Raw genomic sequence first — 23,951 nt, forward strand, 5'->3', positions numbered from 1 at the left:
CGGTGAGGGCTCAGTCGTCCATGCCCAGCAGGACCTTGACATGGGCGGCGGCGCTGCGTGCCAGCGATGACAGCTCGTAGCCGCCCTCCAGGCAGGAGACGATGCGGCCCTGGCTGTGGCGCGCGGCGACGGCGACGATCTGTTTGGTGATCCACGCGTAGTCGGCTTCGACCAGGCCGAGATTGCCCATGTCGTCGTCGCGGTGGCCGTCGAAGCCGGCCGAGATGAAGATCAGCTGCGGCCGGAAGCGCTCCAGCGCCGGCAGCCATTGTTCGGTCACGGCCCGGCGCATCGGCTCGCCGCCGGAGCGGGCCGGCAGCGCCACGTTGACCATGTTGGCGCCGCGCGGGGTGTTGCCGCAGAAGGGATACAGCTGGTCCTCGAAGATGGAGCACATCAGCACGCGCTCATCGTCGCGCAGGATGTCCTCGCTGCCGTTGCCGTGGTGGACGTCGAAATCGACCAGCGCCACCCGTTCCAGGCCGTGCACATTGAGCGCGTGGCGGATGCCGACGGCGACGTTGTTGAAGAAGCAGAAGCCGCCGGCGGCCGCGTGCTCGGCGTGGTGGCCGGGCGGGCGCACATTGCAGAAGGCGGTGCCGGCGCCCTCGGTCAGCACCAGGTCGGCGGCCAGCACGGCCGCGCCGGCGGCGCGCAGTGCGGCCCGGTAGGTGTGCGGGTTCATGCTGGTGTCCGGGTCGACCTGCACCGTGCCATGCCGCGGCGACTGCGCGGCGAGGCGGTGGATGTACTGGATGCTGTGCGCCTGCGCCAGCTGCCGTTCGGTGGCCAGCGGCGCTTCGCAGGGCTGCATGAAGTCCAGCAGGCCTTTGATCAGCAGCATGTCGCTGACCGCGCCGATGCGCTCCGGGCATTCGGGATGCTGCTCGCCCATGGCGTGTTTCAGGCAGTCCGGGTGGGAGATATAGGCTGGCAGCATCGTGGCCCTGCTTGCGTTGACGAGGATGTAACGAATATAACTTGAATCGAGTGTAATGAGCTCGATCAGATTATTCGTTGATCCAAGTCAAACTCTGCCTTATGCGGCGACCGGGGTGCGCAGCGCGGCCGCCTGGCGTTGCTTGGCGCCCAACACCAGGATCCAGAAGGCAAACGCCACCTCGCCCAATTGGCAAGGGAAGGCCAGGTTGGCGACCAGGTCGTTGTATTGCGGCTGCAGCAGGCCGGCGTAGCTCAGCGCCAGGTAGGCGACGCCGTTGATGGTCAGCCATACCGCCAGGAAGCGCGGCAGGAAGCCGGAGCGGTACACCAGCGCCGCCAGCGGGAACAGCCACAGGCCCCAGAAGATTTCCGACGCAAACGTCATCATGCTGTGCACCCGCAGGAACAGCGTCGCCAGTCCGGTGCGCTGGGCCTGGTCGAAGGCGGCCAGGAAGTCGGGGCCTTGCACCAGGATCAGGGTGGCCATGTCGTTGAGCGTGTTGAAGAAGTACAGCGGCGTGTCCATGAAGCCGAGCATCAGCATCAGCAAGGCGGTGGTCTTGTGCACATCCTTGAACAGCCGATACAGCGTGAAGGTCAGCACCAGGCTGACGGCGCCGGTCACCAGGTCGCCGGCTATGCCCAGGCGGAACAGCAATTCATTGCTCGCGATGCCGTGGATGGTAGCCGCGGCATCGCCGCTGACGAACAGCTTGCTGGGGATGTAGACCAGGCGCAGCGGCGCGATCAGTATCACCAGCAGATAGAAGAAACCTGCGATTCTGGCGTTTTTGCTGAGGGTGTTCATGCGCTTGCCTTTTCGGAGTGAAGTTGATATTTCATGTGTCAACAATATCTGACATATGAAAGTCACGCAAGCTAAATTTGAGCCGTGCTACTATTTTTGCAATCTTACCCCTGCGCAAAAAGGACCTTCCATGCTGCTTAAGAAATATCTCGCCGTTTTACTTTGGCTTCCTTGCCTTGCAGGCTTGGCGAATACAGATGACGCCAATAAATCGGCCCGGCAACTGATACAGCAGGCGATGAAGGACCAAGGCATCCCTGGCTTGCAGTTCGCAGTCATCAAAGACGAGCAAGTGGTCCTGTCCGAAACCTATGGCCTGGCGAATGTGGAGAACCATGTGCCGGCCACCAGCACGACCCTGTTTCCCATTAATTCCGCGACCAAAACCTTTACCGGCGTCGCCATGATGCAATTGGCCGAGGCCGGGCTGGTCGATCTCAACGCCCCGGTCTCCCGCTACCTCGATGACCTGCCCGAGGCTTGGCGCGGCATCCGCGTCCGTCAACTGCTCGGCCATACGTCGGGACTGCCTGACGTCGTCGACCAGAAAGGCATGATCGGAGGGGGAAGCGAGCGGGATGCGTGGAAGTTGGTGAAGCGGCTGCCGATGGATGCGGCCGTTGGTGCTCAATTCTCCTACAACCAGACCAACTATGGTTTGCTGGCGCAGGTCATTGCCAAGCAAGGAAAAGTGCCGTACGAGCAGTATTTGGCCAAGCATCAGTTCGGCCCTGCCAACATGCCTTTGTCGACGTTCGGCGACAGCTATGACCTGATCCCCAATGCCGCGACGATCTATAGCTACTCGCCACGGGGAACTCTGGCCCAGGATGACGACCATCGATTGTCCCGCTGGATGTACGAGATGCCATATGGCCTGTGGGCAGGCGGCGGCATTCAAACCACCGCTGACGAAGTCGCGCGCTGGCTGATAGCACTCTCGAAGGGCAAGCTGATCAGCAAAGCCAATGTCAGGAATATGTGGATACCGGAAAAACTGAACAGCGGAGCCGACGGTGACTGGGCAGCGGGATGGCCGGTACTGCAAACCTCTCCCGAGCGGCAAGTGGCGGGCATCGGCGGCGCCCGTGCCGCGTTTATCGTTTATCCGGATGAGGGCCTGGCCATCATTGTGCTGACCAATCTTGCGGGAGCGAATCCCCAGCGCTTGATTCCGCGAATAGCCAAGCTCTACAAGAAGTAAGTGCCGCGTCAGACAATCGGAATGGCGTAGCGCATCTGGGAGCGTTCGGAAAGCGGATCGAAGCTGGCGTCGTAGATTTCCAGATCGGGGCCGCCGCCATGGCGGTATTCGGACTGGCATAGCCAGTTCGAATAAATGAAATCAACCGTACGGTCGACCAGCTTGCCCAGGCCGCAGTGCAGAAACGTCGCATACTGCGCTGCCGGGATCTCGATGCGCTGCATGCCGGCGGGCAGCGAGTCCGCTTGCCGCACTTCGATGGCGGCGTAGTACTCGAGCTCGTCGGAGTCGCCTGATACTGGCAACACCACGCCATAGCAGCATCCCCGTACGGTATGTTCCACTTCGCCCAGCCGCGCGATGAAACTTTCCCACAAGCGAGGCAGTTGCTGGCCCAGATTGTTTTTGTCCGAGTCGCTGCCGTAAAAGCGCGTGTGCATGCCAACCAGCAGCATCGCCGGCCGCGCGCCCAGCTCCGGAACAGGCGTCATGTTTTGATGCAGGTGGCGCAGGTAGTCCCCGTCCATTTTCAGCTTGCGCACGATAAGATTGCGCCGCCCGCGCCGGCGGAATTCGTTGGGCGTCAGCGCGTAGCGTTCCTTGAATGCCCGCGTGAACGCCTCCTGGCTCTGGTAGCCAGCCAGGATGGCGATATCGAGTATGCCCAAGCGTGTTTCCAGCAATTTTTCAAGGGCGTTGGCGAGGCGGCGCGCGCGAATATAGTCCTTGAGCGTTTCCTTGGTCAATGCCTTGAAAATGCGCTGATAGTGCCATTGGCTTAAACCTGCTTCCCGCGCCACGCTCGCCAGCGGAATGTCTTCCTCCAGATAGGTTTCGATGAAGTCGATGCCTTGCTGGATCTGATTCAGGTAGTTCACTGGCGCTCCATGGTAGCTTCAGGTGTCGAAGAAGCCCGTCACTGTCACGAGCCGGCCCGCGTCATTGTAGTGGCCTACGCTGACGCCGTCACCAATGACCTTGCCTTGCGCGTCCTGCATATCCCACTGCGCGACGCTCTGCCCGTTGAGGTAGCGGAAGCGGCGCGTGACAAAATGACCCCCGGGTACTTGCTGATGGAAAGCCGCCATGTAGGCAAGCAGTTCGTTCCAGCCACTGGCCCTGGTCAGCGGGTCCTGATAAGCGCATTCCGGCGCCAGGCTGGCGCCGATCAGTGCGCGCTTGTCGTCGATATTGTCGGACTTCCAGGCGGAGGTGTAGGTTTCCCAAATTTGATGATGGTCGATGTGCATGGCGGATTCCTGGTTGATTGGCAAGGCATGCATGATGCGACCAGGCGGCGGTTTAGTTTTGATATTTTGTGCTGTCGCCTACTCAAAAATTCGCGCATAACTGATGACGTGGTGCGCCAGCAGTTGCCCCTGTTCGTTGGAACATTCGGCGGTGCCGTAAACGGTCCGCTTGCCGAGCTTTAATATCCGCGCCACACACACGACATTCTCCTGTCGCGCACTGCGAAGGAAAGCCGTCTTCATGTCGGTCGTGACCCATTGCTCTTGCGTGCCACGCTCGCCCATGATGGCCAGCCACATGGCGACGTCGGCGGCACCCATGATGGTCATGCCACTGACGATGCCGCCCGGCCGCTCCAGGCTCGCGCTAAAGGGAACGATCAGCGTGCATTGCTTCTCCTCGCAGGAGCGCACGGAAAACCCATACGGCGCCAGAAAGGCCGATTGTGCCAGGACCGTGTTCAGCTGATCGACCGACATGCGCGGCGCCTCGTTCATCATGCCGCCTCATGACCGACTTCGACGGTGATGCCGCCCGGCGCACGACAATAAAACCGGCGCGCACCGCGCGTCAATTCGATGTCGCCGATGTCGAAGCCGCCTGTGCTCAGTTCGGCATGTTTGCGGTCAACGGCCGCCTCGTCCGCCACCAGGAAGCCGACGTGGAACATAGGCGGATACGCGTGCTCGGGATCGACCTTGCTCGCATGACGCATCAGGATCAGTAGCATGCCGGCCTCGCCGCGGATGATGGCCATGCCATTGTTACCCCGAGATTCGGACAAGGTGAAGTTGAAGTGCGCTGTAAAAAATGCCGAGGCGGCCGCGACGTCGGTAACGGAGAGGTGCAAGTGATTGAGTTGCATGAATAAGCTCCAGAAAATGGAAATACTACCGCGCGCTGCCATTTGCGCGCGCCGCATTCAGCCATGGCAGTAAGGACACACTCCAGATATTCTGGTTGCCATTGTCCCATTGATCAATCCGTGCCAGGTCCGTTTCCGCTTGAGTGCGCGTGCGCGGGAAGTGGATGGCCTCACTCCGGTCGGTACTGAAATACAAGGTTAGTCGATCGGGACCCAGGCGCGCCTCGTTGGTATCGGTCGCGCCGTTGCCGTTGACCGCCTTGCCCAAATCGACAGGCGCACCCCAGCCCTCGCCACGCCGGAATGCGATGAACAAGCGTTCGTGCGCGTTCGGGCCCGGCAGCATGGAGCCGAACACGATGAACGATTCGTCCGGCGCGACAGCGGGGGCGACATCCTGGGTGCGCGGGTCGCCGAAGAATTGCGCCACCGGCGTCAGGTACTGGCCGTCGCGATACTGGGAGCGCCACAAGCGAAACGGTGCTTCGGCGCTAGCGCGTTCGATGAAGTACAGGCTGCCGTCGCCGGCGACGCTGGGCGCCCAGGTGCTATTGCCGCGATTGATGGTGGCGGGGAGATGCACCGGTGCACCCCAGCCGTCGCCTTCGCGATCCACGCGCCACAGGTTACCTGCCGGCCCTGTCAACTCGCCAGGTTTGAGCGGCCGGTTCGAGACGAAGACCAGAAAGGAACCGTCCGGCGCCATGCTCGGTTGCTGATCGGCCCATTGCCCTGAGAAAGAGGTGATGCGGGGCGCACTCCAGGTGTCGCCGTCGCGCCGTGCGCTCAGGATGGTGCTGTTGCGGGAAAAGTAGACGGTGTTGCCGTCGCTCGAAAACGTCGGATCGGCGTCGTTGGCCGGGCCGGAAATGACGCCCGGGGCGAAGATGCGGGGCGCCGCCGGCTGCCGCGATTCGTCCGCCGCGCTTGCCTGGTGGGCCAGGATCAGCCAGGCGCCGAGCATGCCAATGCGGGTCAACAAATAGATGGGCTTGATTGCATTCATGCGTGTCCCTCGATGTGACGTCAATTCGTGCGGGGCTGCGCATCGAGGCGCGCCGTGTGTTGCGAGTACCACGCCCGCCAGCGGCCATCGGAGTAATGGAAGACGTCGATCGAGGTGTCGCCTTTGCCTGAGTGAATAACAATCGCCGCCGTGCCCTTGACGTCGATTTTCGCGGTCGGCAACAGAGGCGTGGCCTGGGCGCCGGGATGCGCCGCCCCGTAGGCCTTCGCCATGGCGATGATGTCGGCCTTTGGTCTGGCGACCCCTTGCGTTCCTACCGAAACATAAGCGGGGTCGAGCAAGGCATCGAGATAGGCGGTATCGCCGGTGACAAACGCCTTGCTCCAGCCATTCTCTACCTCGCGCACACCGGCTTCCCCCGGGGCGGCGCCCGGAACCGCGGCGAATACACCGGGCGATGCCAAGCCGGCCAACAACAATACGGATAAGGCGTATGTCTTCATCGTGATGTCACTCCTCCTCAATCAGGTCGGAAAGCAGCTTAATGCGGGGCGCACGCCAAGGCGATGGAAACGCGACGAATGACGTTTCTGTGCGACGAACAACGTCAGGTGGAAGGTGCCAGCCCGAGCCGCGCCTTGACGTCGACGAGGTAGCTGCGGCCGACGCGCGCCGGACGGCCGTTGCGGTCGACAATTTCCCATGCGCCGGCCCCAAGGTGCCTGACCTGCCCGACGCAGTCCGCGCGCACAATGGTCGAGCGATGCACCCGCACGAACAGCGTCGGGTCGAGCCTGGCGGCGACGGCGGACAGCGCCGCGCGCAGCAGGTAGGAGCGGCTTTCGACGGTGAGGCGGACATAGTCGCGCTCGGCGTCGATGCGCTGCACTGTCGCCACGGGTATGCGCACGATGCTGCCCGCATGGGGCGCCCAGAAATCCTCGACCGCCGCGTCGGGGCTTGCCGCGCCCTGGCGTGCCGACAGGATCTGGCTGACCCGCTCGATCGCCCGTTCGAAGCGCAGCGATTCCACCGGTTTGAGGAGGTAATCGACGACGCAGAGATCAAACGCTTCCGTGGCATAGTGGTCGAAAGCGGTGACCAGGACCACCAGCGGCGCGCGCTCCCAACCCTTGATCGTTGCGGCAAGCTCGAGACCGCTCATGCCGGGCATGCCGATATCGAGAAAGACGACATCGGGCCGGTGCTCCACCAGCGCACGCAGGCCCGATGCGCCGTCGCCCGCATGCCCAATCACGCGCACGGTGCCGGCGCGCTCGCACAGCCGGCGCAGGGCGTCGATCGCCAGCGGCTCGTCGTCGATGATGATGGCGCGGATGTCCATCGTTCCTAGCGCCGCACCAGGGGCAGCGACAATTCCACCCGAAAACCACGCGGCGCCATCGGCCCGGCGGTACAGCTTGCCGTACCGTTGAAATGCAGGGCGAGGCGCTCGGCGACGTTGCTCAGTCCTATGCCCAAGCCGCTTGCCGCGCCGTCGTCGGCAGGTGCCAGCGCGTCGTCTTCGATCACGATCTGGAGCCGGCCGTTTGGCAGGTCCACGGCCTGGATCCGGATCGTCACCGGTTCGGTCGAACGGCCCAGTCCATGTTTGATCGCATTTTCGACCAGCGGCTGCAGCAACAGACTGGGCACCAATGCGGCGGCGGCCGCCTCGGTGACATCCAGCTGCACCGTCAGGCGATGCAGGAAGCGCCGCCGTTCCAGCTCGAGATAGCTCATCTGCATGTCGATCTCGTCGCCGAGCACGGCGTCGGCGAGCGGGTCGGCTCCCAGGCTGTAGCGCATGAAGCGGCCGATTTGCGCGATCAGCGCTTCGGCCTCGCGCATGTCGCCGCGACCGACCAGCGCCATCAGCGAATTGAGGACGTTGAACAGGAAGTGGGGATTGATCTGGTAGCGCAGGGCGCGGATTTCGGACAGGCGGGCCGCGTCGCGGTGCGCGCTGGCGCGCCGGTCCGCCGCCCTGGTCGCGTGCGCCGATGCCATTGACAGGCACAGCATGCCCCAGGCGATAAACACGAAGGTCCAGCTGATCAACAGGTCTGAAATGGCGACAATAATTTGCCGGCTAAAGCAGGGGAACTCGGTTTCGCAGCTCGCCCCCGGGATAGGCGCGAAAACATAGAAGACAAACACGTTGGCCGAGGCAAAAATGATACCGGCAGGCAGGCTCATTATCGCAGTCAGCAGGATCTGCTTGCGCAGCGAGGCCAGCTTGGCCCGGTCGAGCACGCGATACATCAGCCACGACAGCGTCATGCCAACGATCGCCACGGCGGATCGACGGACGAAGGATTCGAATTGATAATCGACATCGAGCAGCGCGGCCCGCAAGGTGTACATGCCGATGAACGCCAACCAGAATAGGGCGAGCGCGCCGGCCACGCTGCGCCAATGGACGGGGCTTCCTGGTTCATGGGCTACATCGGACTCGACAATGTGCTCGGGCATGGCGCAGGCGGGCAATGGCTGTTCGGGTTGATCGGACCAGATCTCCATGCCTCGCTCGACGCAGGTGGTGGAATCTTGCTCGGACAGATCGTAGCGCCTTTTGCTGGCCGATGCTCAAGAATATCGGTGCCGCGCGATATGCGAATACTCGCCCAGTCAGCGCATTGCCTTGCCGCAGGGCGGGATGAAGCGGTTCGTTGCGCTATTCCAGATAGGGTGCGAGCACGTTTTCGATCCATTTCATGAATGCGCGGACTCGGCGCGACAAGTTGCGCCGATGCGCTACCACCAGGGAGACGTCGAGCGGCTTGTGCTGAAAATCCGGTAGAAGCTCTATCAACGCTCCACTCTCCAAGTACCGGCCTATCCCCAATAGAGGGGCCTGGATCAGGCCAAGGCCGGCGATGCCAGCTGCTTCGTAGGACTGGACGCTGTTGACGTGCAGCGCACCCCGCAACTGAAGCCTCGCGTAGCTATCGCCGTGCGGGTACTCCCACCCATAAGGTTTAGCGCCGAGCGTCCTCGCGAAATGAATTGCCCGATGTTCTTGGCGCTGCAGATCTTCCAGCGATCGAGGAACGCCGTAGCGCGCCAGATAGGCAGGACTGGCGGCGTTGACCATGCGTAACTTGCCCAGCGGACGGGCAATCAGCGTTTCGTCCCCGATAGGACCAAGTCGCAATACACAGTCAAACCCCTCTTGCACCAGATCTACTTGGCGATCCGTGCTTGATACCTCCAGCTCCAGGTCGGGATAAGTCTCCATGAAGGCTGGCAAGGCGGGCACGATAGTGGTGCGCGCCAGCTCACTCGGCAGATCAACGCGTAGGCGCCCTCGAAGTGCAACTCGATCGCTGGCGAACATTGAGTGCAGATCATCGACTTCGGCAAGCAGATCGCGTGCGCGGGCATGAAATACCCGTCCGTCTTCTGTCAACTGCACGCTACGCGTCGTTCGATGCAGAAGCCTGACGCCGATATCTTCCTCTAACTTTCGGACCGCCGTCGAGGCTCGCCCCTTATGAATGCCCAGACTATCGGCTGCATGGGTGAAGCTCCCCATTTCCGCCACTGTTATGAAAATGAGGATCGGTTCGAGATTTTGCATGTCGTGCCTCGGTGTGGCATTGATCACTCTAAAGAGAACAGTGAGTTTATTTCTTCGGCGTTTATCACGTCTGAGAGACACAGTATGCTCCGAATATTGCGATTCCCCATAGGAGAAATGACAAATGACTGAAACCTTGGCTGTGCAGCGCGCCCTTTGGGCCGGCCGGATAATGAGCGCGCTTGTCGTGATCGCGCTGTTGGCCGACGCCGCTATCCAGCTTTTCGCGCCAGCACAGATCGCGAGTCTGTTGCAGGAAACCGGGTTCGCGATGAACCTGACCCACGTCGTGGGTTCGATCATCCTTGTTTGCGCCATCCTTTACGCCATCCCGGCCACCGCCGTCCTTGGCGCCATCCTGTTGACGGGCTTTTTGGGCGGCGCCATCTGCGCCCACGTCCGCATCGGTGAGTTGGGGTCTCCGCCGGAAATCATTTCCCTGCTTCTGGGCGCGATGGCATGGGGCGGCCTCTATGCGCGCGATCCCCGTATCCGGGCCATTCTGCCGTTTCTCCGATGATCCAACGGGGGCTATGTTCGGTCCCTCAAGATCAGAAGAAAACGCATATTTTTTAGCAAACGGGGCAGTGCTCTGCCCCTTCAATATCAGGAGAAACGCATGTTTTTAGTAATGGGAATCACGGGGAAAGTGGGCGGCGCAGCGGCGGAACATCTGCTGGCGCAAGGCCAGGAAGTACGCGCGCTAGCGTAAGCACGCACTTTGTTGACGGCGTCGCTGTGCGTAAGTGGCTGGTGGTTTGCGATGCGCTTGTCTATCGTAGCGGTTCTGGGGTATTGTGGAATTATAGCGACGCCAGAGCACCCGGGATTTTCGGACAATTTCATACCACCCGCGTCGAGAGAGCTACCTGATCGGCACTTTGTCGATATGCCGTACCCGGCCTGTTGGTGGCGGCGTGAAACCGGCCTGAATTTAGGCAAACTAGAGGAGTATTTTGGTCATGTCCTCTAAAGTTGTTAGCGTGTATTGCAACCCGGTGCTGTTTTGCGGGCGCACCGTCCGAGCATTCTATTCCGAATACAGTTTCGCGACTCTTCTCCTTGATCAAGACGAAGTAGTCACTTTCGCCACTGAGGAAGTTGTTGTGGGACGATGGTTTGAGGTGTTCCCCATCTGTGACTATAAGCTGCCTTCAGACTATGTAACTGTCTGGGGCGATCTCGAAGAACCTATTGAGGTAATGTCGAGCGCGCAGGTTTGGCGCGAAGAGTGGCAAGAAGCAGCGGCTGATGACGGAAAATTCATGGGTGCTGGCCCGCATTCAACGCAGTACGCGGCGGCATTGGGCCAATCACCGGAGTCGAGTACTGATGTCGTAAAGGTGCATGCAGGACTAAAGTTACTAGGTCGCGATGGGCGAGCCTTGATCGTTTGCAGTTCAGACAATACACCATTCAAAATTGACTTGGCAGTGGATGTGCAGGACATTGAACGGATCATGCAATCCCACACCTGTATATCAGAAATAAGCCCCTGACTGGCCAATGGCGAGCTGTCAAAAAACCAACAATAAACGGGTTAAAGAATGATCGATGATCTCGATTTGCACGATGCAACGTTACTCACAATAGACTTCTCGTGGGCAGAGGCAACGTGCGTGATGACACTCCTGCATGCGCGGTTGGCAGACTGTCGGCTCACTTTCACCGGTGTTTCGAACTTGACTTTGTCTCGAAATCAACCTTGGGGCCGATCGCAATCAATCAATTCGGCCCTGGAGCGGGACAAGGGACAGTACGAAATTGAAATGCAATCCGGCGATGTGATCACGATCGCCGCGCTGGAAGTTCGGATTGCGGGCAAATGAATAACCTCGAAGACGCGTTTGCCCAGGCCTGCCGTCGCTTTGATGGGACCAATTTTTCGCAATTGGACGAAATCGATAGAATTCTAGTCACGATTTACGGATTGGAGGCCGACGTGAACAATGGCGGCTTCGATCAGTACTATTTTAATGGTGCGGGTGACCAAGCTTTTTTCGCAGTTGATGCCCTGCATTGCATTGGTGCCCATCGGATGGCGGAAATCGTATCGCGCGCGAACGCAGTTTTCGGACCGAATGGCCCATCGCAACTTAGCCCCGTCCGCCAGGCGCAGTTGTTCTTGGTCGCACCTAACGACGTCCAGGGGCCAGCTCCATGGGAGCAACTCGACCGTGCCTTCTACGCCTATCCAGACGATATTGCGACGCTCTTGACCACGTTCTTGAGCGCGCGCGGCATGATCGCTCCATGTTGAGCTCGATCATGCCGATAGACACCGTTACGGAGATGGTCACGTAAGGAGTCACCGTTTCGACAGGTTTCACGCTTTCGCCGCCACGCTTCGAATCATAGTCTTGGACGTGTGGACGTTTGGACGATCGCTACGTAGCGGACCGGAGAAGTTGTGCCAAGTACCGGAAATAGACCGGATATGAGGACTTTCTGTTTCTAGAAACAAAAACGCCAACCTGCATGGGTTGGCGTTTTGTTTTGACACTGTTCTTGGTGGCCCGGGGCGGAATCGAACCACCGACACAAGGATTTTCAATCCTCTGCTCTACCAACTGAGCTACCAGGCCAAGGAGCAGAATTATAGCAGGCTTAAGCGAAATTGCAAGGACGAATTTCTCAGCCGCACAAACGCTATAATGTTCGGATGACTAATCCATCCTCCCCCGCTGCGCTGCGCGTTATTGAGAGTGATATTTGCATTGTTGGCAATGGCGCTATTGCCAAGACCGCCGCGCTGGGCCTGGCCCAGGCCGGTTTTAGTGTAACCCTGCTCGCTCCGCCGTCGTATCCGGCCGGCCCGGCCGCCAATACCGCCGATCTCGGCTGGGATGCGCGGGTCTACGCGTTGAACCACACCGCCCATAACCTGTTGTCCGCGCTGAAGGTATGGCATGCGCTGGATCAGGCGCGCGTGGCGCCGGTGGACGCGATGATCGTCCACGGCGACGGCGCCAACGCCGGCGGCCTGGCTTTCGACGCCTACGGCGCCCACACCGGCACGCTGGCCTGGATCATGGAAGACCGCAACCTGGGGCAGGCGCTGGACGCCGCCCTCAAGTTCGCGCAGAACGTGCGCTTCGTCGAAGGCCGCGCCACCGGTTTGCTGCGCGCCGACGACGGCGCCACCGTGCACCTGGACGACGGCACCTGCATCAAGTCCGAGCTGGTGGTCGGCGCCGACGGCGCCCAGTCCTGGGTGCGCGGCCAGTGCGACATCGGCCTCGATTACCGCAGCTACAACCAGCGCGCGGTGGTCTCCAACTTCGCCTGCGAAAAGCCGCATCACGGCGCCGCCTGCCAATGGTTCACCGGCGCCGAAGGCATCGTCGCGCTGCTGCCGCTGCCCGGCAACCAGGTTTCGTTGGTGTGGTCGGCGCCGGAAGTGCTGGCCGATACATTGCGCGCCGAATCGGCGCAGCAGATCGCCGACCGCCTGGCCGTCTACGCCGCCGACCGTCTGGGCGTGCTGACGCCCTTGCAGCCGGAGCTGGTGCGCGATTTCCCACTGCGCCTGCTGCGCCCGCACGCCATGAGCGCGCCGCGCGTGGCGCTGGTGGGCGACGCCGCCCACGTGGTGCACCCGCTGGCCGGCCACGGCATGAACCTGGGCTTCGCCGACGTCGCGCAGCTGATCAAGACCCTGAGCGAGCGTGAAGCGCAGCGCAGCATTGGCGACACCCGCGTGCTGGCCCGCTACGAGCGCGCCCGCAAGGAAGACGTGCTGCTGATGCAGCTCACCACCGACGGCCTGGCGCGCCTGTTCGGCGCGGATATGGAGCCGCTGCGCGTGGTTCGCAATTTGGGATTAAACTTGCTGGATAAATTACCGGTGCTGAAGCGCCGCCTGATCTCCCACGCAATGGGGAAGTAGGCTGGCGCCAGTCGGTTCGTCTGTAGTCATTGGAGATGTTATGAGAATGAGTAAGATCGTTTTGCTGTTGTTGTCGGCGCTGATGGCGTCCTGCGTGGGCGCGGAAACCCCGCCGTCCACGGATGCGATCAAGAAGCTGGTCGAACCGCGCCTGGGATCGAACGTCAAGGTCGATTCGATCAAGGAAACGCCGTACGCCGGCCTGTATGAAATCCGCGTCGGCAACGATATCCTCTACACCGACAAGACCGGCACCTATCTGTTCTCCGGCCACGTGTTCAACCTGACCACCAGCACCGACCTGACCAAGGAACGCCTGGAAGAGATCAACAAGATCAAGTTCTCCGACCTGCCGCTGGACAAAGCCATCAAGACTGTCAAGGGCGACGGCAAGCGCGTGATCGCGGTGTTCGAAGATCCGAACTGCGGCTACTGCAAACGCTTCCGCCAGACCACGCTCAAGGAAACCGACAACATCACGGTCTACACCTTCATGTACAACATCCTGGCCGATGATTCGTTCACCAAGTCGAAGAACATCTGGTGCTCGCCGGACCGCAGCAAGGCCTGGGAGGACTGGATGGTCAATAGTAAGGCGGCGCCTGTCGCGGCCGAGTCGTGCGAATCGCCGAACCAGGAGGTGCTGGAGCTGGGCCACAAGCTGAACGTCTCCGGCACCCCTGCCATCTTCTTCGCCGACGGCACCCGCGTGCCAGGCGCGATCGATACCAAGGCACTTGAAGAGAAGCTCGCCAAGATCAAGCAGTAAGTCTTACCAATCCAGCGCATCGTCCACAGGAGAACTGAATGATTACATTGAATATCAACGGTAAAGACATGCAGGTAGACGCCGATCCTTCGACGCCGATACTGTGGGCCTTGCGCGACAACCTGAATATGACCGGCACCAAGTTCGGTTGCGGCGCGGCGCTGTGCGGCGCCTGCACCGTGCACCTGGGCGGCCAGCCTATCCGCTCGTGCGTGACGCCGATTTCGGCCGCCGCCGGCCAGAAGATCACCACCATCGAAGCGATGGAATCCGATAAAGTCGGCAAGGCCGTGCAGGAGGCGTGGGTCAAGCTGGACGTGCCGCAGTGCGGCTACTGCCAGAGCGGCCAGATCATGAGCGCGACCGCTCTGCTGCGCACCAACAAAGCCCCATCCGACGCCGATATCGACAACGCCATGAGCGGCAACATCTGTCGATGCGGGACTTACCAGCGCATCCGCGCAGCCATCAAAGACGCAGCCAAAACCATCGCCTAAAGGAGAATGTCATGCGTATCGAATGGCTTAATCAGGAATCGATGGCGGATGTAGGAACTTCAGGCGGCGTGTCGCGCCGCAGCTTCATGAAGGCTGGCGCGGTGGCGGGCGGCGGTTTGGTGCTGGGCTTCTTCATGCCTGGCGCCGGACGCTTCGCCAATGCGCAGCAGCCGCCGGCCAAGGTGTATGAACCGAACGCCTTCCTGCATATCGCGCCGGACAACAGCGTGACGGTGCAGGTCAATCGGCTGGAATTCGGCCAGGGCGTGCAGACGTCGCTGCCGATGCTGATCGCGGAAGAGCTGGACGCGGACTGGTCGAAGATGAACGGCGCGCTGGCGCCGGCCGGCGACCAATACAAGGACCCGGCGTTCGGCATCCAGATCACCGGCGGTTCGGGCAGCATCGCCCACTCCTACACCCAGTACCGCGAGATCGGCGCCAAGGCGCGCGCGATGCTGATCGGCGCTGCGGCCCAGGAGTGGAAGGTGGCGCCGGACCAGATCAAGACCTCGAAAGGCACGCTGACCGGACCTGCGGGCCAGAAGGCCACCTACGGCGCCATGGCCGATGCGGCCATGAAGCAGCCGGTGCCCACTACCGTGAAGCTGAAGGATCCGAAGGACTTCAACTTTATCGGCAAACCGACCAGGCGCCTGGACGCGAAGCTCAAGTCGACCGGCAAGCAGGTATTCGGCATGGACTTCAAGGCGCCGCACAGCAAGGTCGCCGTGGTGGCGCGGCCGCCGGTGTTCGGCGCCAAGGTGGCCAAGTTCGACGCCTCGAAAGCCAAGGCGATCAAGGGCGTGATCGAGGTGCTGGAAGTGAAGACGGATCGCGGCGGCAGCGGTGTGGTGGTGGTGGCCGACGGCTACTGGCCCGCCAAGATGGGCCGTGAAGCGCTGGTCATCGACTGGGACACCAGCGGCGTCGAAAAAGTCAGCAGCGACAAGCAGCTGGCCGAGTACAAGGCGCTGTCGCAGAAGCCCGGCCTGCCGGTGCGCAAGGCCGACACCTCCAAGCTGGCCGGCGCGGCGAAGAAAATCTCCGCCGTTTATGAATTCCCTTACCTCGCGCACGCGCCGATGGAGCCGCTGAACTGTGTGGTCGATCTGCGCGCGGACGGCTGCACGGTGTGGGCAGGTTCGCAGTTCCAGACGATGGATCAAGGGGCCATCGCCGCCACCGCCGGCCTGAAGCCGGACCAGGTGGTGCTGAACACGATGATGGCCGGCGGCGGTTTCGGCCGCCGCGCCGTGCCGACGTCCGACTATCTGGTCGAAGCGGTCAATATCGCCAAGGTGTGGCAGGCCACCGGTAAAAAGGACCCGATCAAGGTGGTCTGGAGCCGGGAGGACGACATCAAGGGCGGCTACTATCGTCCGTCGCATGTGCACCGCGCCGATATCGGCGTCGACGACAAGGGCAACATCGTGGCGTGGGATCACGTCATCGTCGGCCAGTCCATCATCACCGGCACGCCGTTCGAGCCGATGATGGTCAAGGACGGCATCGACGCGACCATGGTGGAAGGCATGGGCGAGCCGTATGAGGTGCCGCTGAACCTGAGCGCGCACGCCGTCAAGGCCAACGTGCCGGTGCTGTGGTGGCGCTCGGTCGGCTCCACCCACACGGCCTTCGTGATGGAGACGCTGATCGACGAAGCCGCGCATGCGGCCAAGATGGATCCTGTCGCGTATCGCAAGAAGCTGCTGGGCGAGAAGGGCAAGCGCCATATCGCCGCGCTGGACCTGGCGGTCGCCAAGTCCGGCTATGGCAAGAAGGCTTTACCTAAAGGCCAGGCTTGGGGCGTGGCTGTGCATGAATCGTTCAACACCGTGATCGCGTATGTGGTGGTGGCGTCCGTGAAGAACGGCACGCCCAAGCTGCACCGGGTGACGGCGGGCGTGCATTGCAACCAGCCGGTCAACCCGCTGACGATCGAAGCGCAGATCCAGGGCGCGGCCTTGATGGGCCTGGGCATGACCTTGCCGGGCGCCGCCATCACGCTGAAGGACGGCGTGGTGGATCAGCAGAACTTCAGCGACTACACGGTGGCGCGCATGACGGACATGCCGGTGATCGACGTCCACATCGTGCCGTCGAACGATCCGCCGACCGGCATGGGCGAACCTGGCCTGCCGCCGTTGGCGCCGGCCTTCGCCAACGCGCTGTTCAAATTGACCGGCAAGCGTCTGCGCAAGCTGCCGTTCGATCTGGCCAGCGCCTGAGCTGAATGGCACTGGTAGGGATATTGCTGGCAGCCGGGCGGGGTAAGCGGTTCGACCCGTCCGGCGTACAAAACAAATTGCTGCAACCGTTGAAGGACGGCGACGCCGTGGTCGTCGCCAGTGCCAAAAACATGCTGGCGGTGCTGCCGCGCGTGGTCGCCGTGGTCCGCTCCGGCGACGACCAGGTGGCGGCGCTGCTGGGCAAGCTGGGATGCGAAGTGCGCGTTTGCGCGGATGCCGATCTGGGCATCGCCGCCTCGCTGACGATGGCGGTCGACTACACCAAAGGGGCGGAAGGCTGGCTGGTAGGCCTGGGCGACATGCCCCATGTGCAGCCGGAGACCATGCGCTCCCTGGCCGCGACAATTGAAAGGGGCGCGCGGATCGCGGCGCCCGTCTTTGAAGGGCGACGCGGCAACCCGGTCGCCTTCAGCAGTTATCATTTGCCGTTGCTGCTGGCGCTGGAAGGCGACCAGGGCGCGCGCGACATATTGAAAAGCCATGCGGTGAGCGAGCTGATAGTCGACGATGTCGGCGTGGTGCGCGATATCGATACCCCGGGCGATTTGTAAAACAAGGATAGAGATGAAGAAAACGAACAAGAACAATCCGGCGATCGCCTACAGCATCGTCGGACATGATTTGGCCGCCCACCTGTTCCACGTCACGCTGACGGTGGACGCGCCGGCCGAAGGCGGCCAGGTGTTCGCGCTGCCGGCCTGGATACCGGGCAGTTACATGATCCGCGAGTTCTCGCGCAATATCGTGCGCATCCGCGCCGAGTCGGACGGCCAGCCGGTGGCGCTGACCAAGCTGGATAAGCACTCCTGGCAGGCCGCCCCGCTGAAGGACCATGCCGCCTCGCTGACGGTACATTACGAAGTCTATGCCTGGGATATGTCGGTGCGCGCCGCGCACCTGGACCAGAATCACGCCTTCTACAACGGCACCAGCGTGTTCCTGCGCGTGCTGGGGCAGGAAGACCAGCCGCACGTGGTGGACATCCAGCGGCCGGACGACGAAGCGGCCAAGACCTGGCGCGTGGCGACCTCGCTGCCGGAGTTGAAAGCGAAACGTTATGGTTTTGGCACCTACATCGCGTCCAACTACGACGAGTTGATCGATCACCCGGTGGAGCAGGGCGACTTCGCGCTGGCCACCTTCAAGGCGCATGGCATCCCGCACGACATCGTCATCAGCGGCCGGGTGCCCAACCTGGACCTGCCACGCCTGAGCGCCGACCTGAAAAAGATCTGCGAAACCCAGATCGCCTTTTTCGAACCGAAGGCCAAAAAAGCCCCGATGGACCGCTACGTGTTCATGACGCTGGCTGTCGGCGACGGCTACGGCGGCCTGGAACACCGCGCCTCGACGGCATTGATCTGCGCCCGCGCCGACCTGCCAAGCACGGCTGCGGCCAGCAAAGATATCAGCGATGGTTATCTGCAATACCTCGGCCTGTGCAGCCATGAATATTTCCACACGTGGAATGTGAAGCGCATCAAGCCGGCCGCATTCGCTCCGTATAACCTGCAAGTCGAAAATTATTCGCCGTTGCTGTGGCTGTTTGAAGGCTTTACCAGTTATTACGATGATTTGATGCTGGTGCGCGCAGGCGTCATCGCCGAACCGGCTTATTTCAAATTGCTGGGTAAAACCATAGGCAGCGTATTGCGCGGCAGCGGCCGTACCAAGCAAAGCGTGGCCGATTCCAGTTTCGACGCCTGGGGTAAATATTATCGCCAGGATGAAAACGCACCGAATTCGATCATCAGCTATTACACCAAGGGTTCTTTGATCGCATTGGCTTTGGATTTAAGCATACGTGCTAAAACCGGCGGCAAGAAATCGCTGGATGATGTGATGCGCGCATTATGGCAACGTTATGGCCGCGATTTCTATCAAGGCGGCGGACGCGGAGTTACTCCGGTCGAAGTGGAAGCATTATTCGATGAAATCAGCGGCGGCCGGTTCAAACCATTCTTCGATAAATATATTCGTGGCACCGAGGATTTGCCGTTGGCTAAAATGCTGGCGCCATTCGGTGTTAAATATAACGATGAGCGCAAATCGACCAAGCCTGGCCTGGATGTTAATCTCGGCAAAGACGGTAATGATTGCAAGCTATCCAGCGTGCATGAGAATGGCGCTGCACATCAGGCGGGATTATCGGCCGGCGATATATTGATAGCGGTCGATGGATTGCGCGTCACCGCCGCCAATCTGGAAACGCTGCTTTCCCGCTACGGCGTCGGCTCGGAAATAGAGATACACGCATTCCGCCGCGACGAGCTGATGACATTCACCGCGACGTTACAAGGCGACCGGGTTCCCGGCATTAGCCTGTCGCTGGACCCGGCCGGCAAGAAGTCCACCGGCCCGTTGCGCCCCAGCGCGGCGCGTTAATTCCTGAGTCCGGGGCGAGTCCCCGGATTTTTTTGCCCTATCCATGCCAGATTTTGGCGCGTACTAACCAGATTCCGGCATGTATTGAGGAGCTGCGCGGAGGTTGCAGGAACTCAGCGGTGTTGTCGGCGGTTTAATTTTACGCGGTGGTCTTGTTCTGGTTTAGAATTTGGCTGAGTTTTCTGCCAGAGGATAGACCCGCAAGTGATACTGCTTGATCCCACCACGATTATCCTGATGTCGACGCTGATGGCCGGCGCGATGAGTGTTGTCCTCTATTCCGCCCATTTGAGTTTCCCCACGGAGATTAAAGGGCTGAATTATTGGGCGGCGGGATTGATATCGTTGGCATGCGGCGCAGCCTTGTTTAGCCTGAGATATAGCGCGCTAGGCGAAACATTTGCCCTGCTCAGCGCCAACTCCGCCTTGATTTGGGGTGTGGGCTTTGGGATGATCGGTACGCAGATATTTTATGGCCGGGCACCGACGTGGTGGTTATTTCACCTGGTTTGGGCGCTGACCATGCTGGGCGTCGGCTATTGGTTAATTATTCAGCCGCATTTTGCCGCCCGCGTCGCCGTATTTTCTTTCCTGATTTCTGTTTTTTATATAAATCAGGTGGCGATGGTTTGGCGTTATGGCGAGCGTCATTTCTCCACTAAATTCTTCGGTATATTACTGCTGTTGCAGGCGCTGGTTGTATTAACGCGCGGCTTGCTGGCGGTATTATATGGCGGTGCCCAGGTTAACTTAATGAGCATGGGACCATTCCAGAGCCTTTATCTGGCTGCCGGTCATTTCATGGTTCTGCTGCTGGCGGTAAGTTTTAAAGCAGTTGCCACCCGCCGCTTGCAAGGAATACTGGAACGCCGATCCACGCTCGATCCGCTGACCCAGGTATTAAACCGCCGTGGTTTCGCCGATATATATGCCAAAGAACATGCACTGATGCGGCGTGAATCCACGGCTATGACCATGCTCAGCATCGATCTGGATTATTTTAAGAAGATTAACGACTGCCACGGCCACGCCACCGGCGACCGGGTTTTAATCGACGTTGCCGCCGTCATCGGCAAAGCGCTGCGGGTTTCCGATCACGTCGCGCGATTTGGCGGGGAAGAGTTTATTGTGCTGCTTCCAGTTACCGGGCTGGACCGTGCGCACCATATCGCGGAGCGCATTCTGAGCGCGGTGCGTGAGCCCGGTCGAGCAGGGTTGCCGGCCTACACCGTCAGTATAGGTATTGCTTGCCAGGCAAGTGCCGATGAAGATCTGGACGCCATTCTGATGCGGGCGGATGAGGCGCTTTATCGCGCCAAAGAACGTGGACGCGACCGTATCGAGATCGCGTCCGGGCCGGTACCGCCTTTGCAGGCAGTGCTGGCCTAGTTGAACAGGCGCGCCAGTTCGGCGCCTGGATCGGTCGCGCGCATGAAGGCTTCGCCGACCAGGAAGGCGTGCACATTGGCTTCGCGCATGCGCTTGACGTCGTCCGGCACCATGATGCCGGATTCGGTAATGACCAGTTTTTCCTCCGGAATGCGGTCCAGCAGGGCCAGCGTGTTCTCCAGCGAAACCTCGAAGGTGCGCAAATTGCGGTTATTGATGCCCAACAGCGCGGTTTTCAGACGCAGCGCGGCGGTCAGTTCGTCGCCGTCGTGGGTTTCCACCAGCACGCCCATGCCCAGTTCGTGGGCACAGGCTTCCATTTCCGCCATCAGGCCGTGGTCCAGCGCCGAGACGATCAGCAGGATCGCGTCGGCGCCCATCGCACGCGCTTCGTAGATCTGGTACATGTCGATCATGAAATCTTTACGCAGCACCGGCAGCGTGCAGGCGGCGCGCGCCTGCTGCAAATACGCCACCGAACCCTGGAAGAACTGCTCGTCCGTCAGCACCGACAGGCATGCGGAGCCGTTGGCCTCGTAGCTGGCGGCGATGTCGGCGGGGCGGAAGTCGGCGCGCAACACGCCTTTCGACGGCGAGGCCTTTTTTACTTCGGTGATCACACCGGCATGGCCGGCGGCGATTTTTCCGCGCAGGCTGGCTTCGAAGCCGCGCAGGCCGGCGCGCAGTTCGGCATTGCTTTCCACGTCGGCGCGCAGGCTGGCCAGGTCGCGGTATTTTTTGGCGGCGGCGACTTCGTCGGCTTTGACTGCGAGGATTTTGTTCAGGATGTCGGACATGATAAGCCTAAGATGAATGTTGTTCGGCCAGCGCCAGGCGCAGGCCGAGGGCCAGGAACAGGCCGCCCGTCACGCGGTTCAGCCATAGCGCCACCAGCGGCTTGACCTTCAGCCGCGCACTGGCAAAGGCGGTGAAGATGGCCAGGCCATTACACCACAACATACCGTTGAAATTGAAAATGCAGCCCAGGACGATGAACGCCAGCGGCTTGCTGGTGGAATCGGCCGAAATAAACTGCGGCACAAACGCCAGGAAGAACAAGGCCACCTTCGGGTTCAGCACATTGGTCAGGAATCCCTGGAAGAAGATTTTGCGATACGCCAGCGGTTGGGCTGCGGCGCGCGCGGCCGTTTCGGCGGCCGCCGCGTCATCGGCTTGGGCCCGCAGTTTCGCGCGCAGCATGCCGATGCCGACGTAGACGATGTAGGCCGCACCAACCCATTTGACCGCCGTGAACGCGGTGGCGGACGTCGCCAGCAGCGCCGACAAGCCCAGCGCCGCAGCGAAGATGTGGATCATGGTGCCGGCGCCTATGCCCAACGCGGCGGCCGAACCGGCGCGCCAGCCCTGGGTGGCGCTGCGCGTCATGATGAGCAGCGAATCGGGACCGGGCATGATATTCAGCAGCAGCCCGGAGATTACAAACAACGTCAGATCATGGATGCCGAACATGCTGGCCTCCCTTAATTGGTTTTGCCGAGGCTTTGCGTGACCTCGACGAACTGCTGGACCTTGCGCATCGCATCGCCGGAGGTGACGGCCGCGCGCGCGCGCGCCAGTCCGTCCTCGATCGAGCTGGCGACGCCGGCCGCGTACAGCGCGGTACCCGCGTTGAGCGCAACGATGTCGTAGGCCGCGCCGGGTTCCCCGCGCAGCGCTTCCATCATCTTGGCTTTCGATTCGGCCGCATCGGCCACCTTCAGGTTGCGGCTGGCGATCATCTGCAGGCCGAAGTCTTCGGGATGGATTTCGTATTCGCGGATCTCGCCGTTCACCAGTTCGCCGACCATGGTGCCGGCGCCCAGCGAGACTTCATCCATATTGTCGCGGCCATAGACCACGATGGCGTGCTGCGCGCCCAGGCGTTGTAGCACGCGCACCTGGATACCCACCAGATCGCCGTGGAATACGCCCATCAGGATATTCGGCGCGCCGGCCGGATTGGTCAGCGGTCCCAGGATGTTGAAGATGGTGCGCACGCCGAGTTCCTTGCGCACCGGTGCCGCATGCTTCATCGCTGCGTGGTGGTTCGGCGCGAACATGAAGCCGATGCCGGTCTGCGCGATCGATTGCGCGATCTGCTCCGGTTTCAGGTTGATGTTGGCGCCCAGCGATTCGATCACGTCGGCGCTGCCGGACGACGACGACACGCTGCGGCCGCCATGCTTGGCCACGCGCGCGCCGGCGGCGGCGGCGACAAACATCGAAGCGGTGGAGATGTTGAAGGTATGCGCGCCGTCGCCGCCGGTGCCGACGATGTCGAGCAGGCCGGTGGTGTCGGCCATCGGCACCTTGGTGGAAAACTCGCGCATCACTTGCGCGGCGGCGGCGATTTCGCCGATGGTTTCTTTTTTCACGCGCAGGCCCATGGTGAGGGCGGCGATCATGGTCGGCGACATTTCGCCGGACATGATCTGGCGGAACAGGTGCAGCATCTCGTCGTGGAAGATCTCGCGGTGTTCGATGCAGCGCAGCAGTGCTTCTTGATGGGTGATAGGCATGGCTATTCCTTCTTCAATTTTTTGGCATGGGCGGCGCATGGCGCGCGCCGGGGCGAACTGCGCTGGTCAGCGGACCAGGAAGTTCTTCAGCAGTGCGTGGCCGTGTTCCGACAGGATGGACTCGGGGTGGAACTGCACGCCCTCGATGTCGTATTCCTTGTGGCGCACGCCCATGATTTCACCGTCGTCGGTCCACGCCGTCACTTCCAGGCAGGACGGCAGCGAGCTGCGCTCGATAGCCAACGAGTGATAACGGATCACTGTGAAAGGCGAGGGGATGTTTTTGAAAACGCCCACGCCCGTATGCGCGATTAAAGAAGTTTTGCCATGCATGACCTGCTTGGCGCGGATCACCTTGCCGCCGAACGCTTCGCCGATGGCCTGGTGGCCAAGGCACACGCCCAGTATCGGCTTCTTGCCGGCGAAGTGCTTGAGCACTTCGATCGAGATACCGGCTTGCGACGGATCTTTCGGGCCTGGCGATATGCAGATGTGGTCCGGGTTCAGTGCTTCGATTTCCGCAATCGTGATTTCGTCGTTGCGGTACACGCGTACATCCTCACCCAGTTCGCCGAAGTACTGCACGATGTTGTAGGTGAAGGAGTCGTAGTTGTCGATCATTAGCAGCATC

The 23,951-nt window shown here is 61.0% G+C and carries 27 protein-coding genes and 1 tRNA gene; 12 read left to right on the forward strand and 16 right to left on the reverse strand.

From position 1 onward, the window contains the following. Positions 1 to 10: 10 nt before the first annotated feature. Both D0T21_RS27230 and D0T21_RS27235 read right to left on the reverse strand, forming a co-directional pair. Entirely contained in the window at positions 11 to 940 is a 930-nt protein-coding gene (locus D0T21_RS27230; protein ID WP_116992575.1) for a histone deacetylase family protein, read from the reverse strand. 99 nt (positions 941 to 1,039) lie between these two features. After that, positions 1,040 to 1,750, reverse strand: coding sequence for a DUF4386 domain-containing protein (locus D0T21_RS27235; RefSeq protein WP_116992574.1), 711 nt, complete (start codon positions 1,748 to 1,750; stop codon positions 1,040 to 1,042). Between the two features lie 130 nt (positions 1,751 to 1,880). Between D0T21_RS27235 and D0T21_RS27240 the strand changes: the two genes are divergently transcribed. Next, on the forward strand, positions 1,881 to 2,954 hold the full coding sequence (locus D0T21_RS27240) for a serine hydrolase (protein WP_116992573.1): 1,074 nt from the start codon (positions 1,881 to 1,883) through the stop codon (positions 2,952 to 2,954). Between the two features lie 8 nt (positions 2,955 to 2,962). On the opposite strand, the gene D0T21_RS27245 is transcribed toward D0T21_RS27240, so the two are convergent. The 9 genes from D0T21_RS27245 to D0T21_RS27285 all read right to left on the reverse strand — a co-directional run bounded on the left by D0T21_RS27245 (position 2,963) and on the right by D0T21_RS27285 (position 9,620). After that, positions 2,963 to 3,832: a helix-turn-helix domain-containing protein gene (locus tag D0T21_RS27245; RefSeq protein WP_116992572.1), complete on the reverse strand. Its 870-nt coding sequence runs from the start codon at positions 3,830 to 3,832 to the stop codon at positions 2,963 to 2,965. An 18-nt stretch (positions 3,833 to 3,850) separates the two neighbouring features. Further along, positions 3,851 to 4,204, reverse strand: coding sequence for a nuclear transport factor 2 family protein (locus tag D0T21_RS27250; protein WP_229211652.1), 354 nt, complete (start codon positions 4,202 to 4,204; stop codon positions 3,851 to 3,853). Between the two features lie 78 nt (positions 4,205 to 4,282). After that, complete coding sequence (locus D0T21_RS27255; protein ID WP_116992570.1) at positions 4,283 to 4,705, reverse strand: PaaI family thioesterase; 423 nt, start codon at positions 4,703 to 4,705, stop codon at positions 4,283 to 4,285. Further along, positions 4,702 to 5,070 carry a VOC family protein gene (locus D0T21_RS27260; RefSeq protein ID WP_116992569.1) on the reverse strand — a complete coding sequence of 123 codons (369 nt, stop codon included), beginning with the start codon at positions 5,068 to 5,070 and terminating at the stop codon, positions 4,702 to 4,704. The genes D0T21_RS27255 and D0T21_RS27260 overlap by 4 nt, the downstream gene beginning before the upstream one ends. Positions 5,071 to 5,095: 25 nt before the next feature. Continuing rightward, positions 5,096 to 6,076, reverse strand: a complete 981-nt coding sequence (locus tag D0T21_RS27265; RefSeq protein WP_116992568.1) for a PD40 domain-containing protein — start codon at positions 6,074 to 6,076, stop codon at positions 5,096 to 5,098. Between the two features lie 20 nt (positions 6,077 to 6,096). Next, the gene (locus tag D0T21_RS27270; RefSeq protein WP_116994563.1) at positions 6,097 to 6,540 is read right to left on the reverse strand and encodes a nuclear transport factor 2 family protein; all 444 of its coding nucleotides are present in this window, start codon (positions 6,538 to 6,540) and stop codon (positions 6,097 to 6,099) included. A 104-nt stretch (positions 6,541 to 6,644) separates the two neighbouring features. After that, a complete protein-coding gene (locus D0T21_RS27275; RefSeq protein ID WP_116992566.1) occupies positions 6,645 to 7,382 on the reverse strand; it encodes a LytTR family DNA-binding domain-containing protein in 738 nt (245 codons plus the stop codon). Between the two features lie 5 nt (positions 7,383 to 7,387). Continuing rightward, positions 7,388 to 8,560 carry a sensor histidine kinase gene (locus D0T21_RS27280; protein ID WP_116992565.1) on the reverse strand — a complete coding sequence of 391 codons (1,173 nt, stop codon included), beginning with the start codon at positions 8,558 to 8,560 and terminating at the stop codon, positions 7,388 to 7,390. A gap of 154 nt (positions 8,561 to 8,714) precedes the next feature. Next, positions 8,715 to 9,620 (reverse strand): LysR family transcriptional regulator, encoded by a 906-nt coding sequence (locus D0T21_RS27285; RefSeq protein WP_116992564.1) that lies wholly within the window; start codon positions 9,618 to 9,620, stop codon positions 8,715 to 8,717. Positions 9,621 to 9,744: 124 nt separating this feature from the next. Between D0T21_RS27285 and D0T21_RS27290 the strand changes: the two genes are divergently transcribed. The 4 genes from D0T21_RS27290 (at position 9,745) to D0T21_RS27305 (ending at position 11,880) form a co-directional block, all read left to right on the forward strand. Continuing rightward, entirely contained in the window at positions 9,745 to 10,140 is a 396-nt protein-coding gene (locus D0T21_RS27290; RefSeq protein WP_116992563.1) for a DoxX family protein, read from the forward strand. 442 nt (positions 10,141 to 10,582) lie between these two features. Continuing rightward, positions 10,583 to 11,119 (forward strand): hypothetical protein, encoded by a 537-nt coding sequence (locus tag D0T21_RS31855; protein ID WP_147328177.1) that lies wholly within the window; start codon positions 10,583 to 10,585, stop codon positions 11,117 to 11,119. 48 nt (positions 11,120 to 11,167) lie between these two features. Continuing rightward, positions 11,168 to 11,449 carry a hypothetical protein gene (locus tag D0T21_RS27300; protein WP_116992562.1) on the forward strand — a complete coding sequence of 94 codons (282 nt, stop codon included), beginning with the start codon at positions 11,168 to 11,170 and terminating at the stop codon, positions 11,447 to 11,449. Beyond that, positions 11,446 to 11,880 (forward strand): DUF4375 domain-containing protein, encoded by a 435-nt coding sequence (locus D0T21_RS27305; protein ID WP_116992561.1) that lies wholly within the window; start codon positions 11,446 to 11,448, stop codon positions 11,878 to 11,880. Before D0T21_RS27300 ends, D0T21_RS27305 begins: the two co-directional genes overlap by 4 nt. Positions 11,881 to 12,129: 249 nt before the next feature. Here the strand turns inward: D0T21_RS27305 and D0T21_RS27310 are convergent. Further along, positions 12,130 to 12,205, reverse strand: a tRNA-Phe gene (locus D0T21_RS27310). A 77-nt stretch (positions 12,206 to 12,282) separates the two neighbouring features. Between D0T21_RS27310 and D0T21_RS27315 the strand changes: the two genes are divergently transcribed. The 7 genes from D0T21_RS27315 to D0T21_RS27345 all read left to right on the forward strand — a co-directional run bounded on the left by D0T21_RS27315 (position 12,283) and on the right by D0T21_RS27345 (position 20,801). After that, positions 12,283 to 13,509, forward strand: coding sequence for an FAD-dependent monooxygenase (locus D0T21_RS27315; protein WP_116992560.1), 1,227 nt, complete (start codon positions 12,283 to 12,285; stop codon positions 13,507 to 13,509). 40 nt (positions 13,510 to 13,549) lie between these two features. Further along, on the forward strand, positions 13,550 to 14,278 hold the full coding sequence (locus D0T21_RS27320) for a DsbC family protein (RefSeq protein ID WP_116992559.1): 729 nt from the start codon (positions 13,550 to 13,552) through the stop codon (positions 14,276 to 14,278). 38 nt (positions 14,279 to 14,316) lie between these two features. Beyond that, the gene (locus tag D0T21_RS27325) at positions 14,317 to 14,775 is read left to right on the forward strand and encodes a (2Fe-2S)-binding protein (protein ID WP_116992558.1); all 459 of its coding nucleotides are present in this window, start codon (positions 14,317 to 14,319) and stop codon (positions 14,773 to 14,775) included. A gap of 11 nt (positions 14,776 to 14,786) precedes the next feature. After that, positions 14,787 to 17,006, forward strand: coding sequence for a xanthine dehydrogenase family protein molybdopterin-binding subunit (locus tag D0T21_RS27330; RefSeq protein ID WP_116992557.1), 2,220 nt, complete (start codon positions 14,787 to 14,789; stop codon positions 17,004 to 17,006). Positions 17,007 to 17,011: 5 nt separating this feature from the next. Then, entirely contained in the window at positions 17,012 to 17,578 is a 567-nt protein-coding gene (locus D0T21_RS27335; protein ID WP_116992556.1) for an NTP transferase domain-containing protein, read from the forward strand. 13 nt (positions 17,579 to 17,591) lie between these two features. Next, a complete protein-coding gene (locus tag D0T21_RS27340) occupies positions 17,592 to 19,412 on the forward strand; it encodes a M61 family metallopeptidase (RefSeq protein WP_116992555.1) in 1,821 nt (606 codons plus the stop codon). A gap of 237 nt (positions 19,413 to 19,649) precedes the next feature. Then, positions 19,650 to 20,801, forward strand: coding sequence for a GGDEF domain-containing protein (locus D0T21_RS27345; RefSeq protein WP_116992815.1), 1,152 nt, complete (start codon positions 19,650 to 19,652; stop codon positions 20,799 to 20,801). On the opposite strand, the gene trpC is transcribed toward D0T21_RS27345, so the two are convergent. The 4 genes from trpC to D0T21_RS27365 form a co-directional block, all read right to left on the reverse strand. Then, positions 20,798 to 21,598, reverse strand: a complete 801-nt coding sequence (gene trpC / locus D0T21_RS27350; protein ID WP_116992554.1) for an indole-3-glycerol phosphate synthase TrpC — start codon at positions 21,596 to 21,598, stop codon at positions 20,798 to 20,800. The genes D0T21_RS27345 and trpC overlap by 4 nt on opposite strands. A gap of 7 nt (positions 21,599 to 21,605) precedes the next feature. Beyond that, a complete protein-coding gene (locus D0T21_RS27355) occupies positions 21,606 to 22,271 on the reverse strand; it encodes a LysE family translocator (protein ID WP_116992553.1) in 666 nt (221 codons plus the stop codon). An 11-nt stretch (positions 22,272 to 22,282) separates the two neighbouring features. Beyond that, positions 22,283 to 23,320 (reverse strand): anthranilate phosphoribosyltransferase, encoded by a 1,038-nt coding sequence (gene trpD, locus D0T21_RS27360; protein ID WP_116992552.1) that lies wholly within the window; start codon positions 23,318 to 23,320, stop codon positions 22,283 to 22,285. A 66-nt stretch (positions 23,321 to 23,386) separates the two neighbouring features. Continuing rightward, positions 23,387 to 23,950, reverse strand: coding sequence for an aminodeoxychorismate/anthranilate synthase component II (locus D0T21_RS27365; RefSeq protein ID WP_116992551.1), 564 nt, complete (start codon positions 23,948 to 23,950; stop codon positions 23,387 to 23,389). Position 23,951: the final 1 nt, after the last annotated feature.

The organism is Duganella sp. BJB476 (assembly GCF_003416895.1).
Classification (GTDB): domain Bacteria; phylum Pseudomonadota; class Gammaproteobacteria; order Burkholderiales; family Burkholderiaceae_D; genus Rugamonas.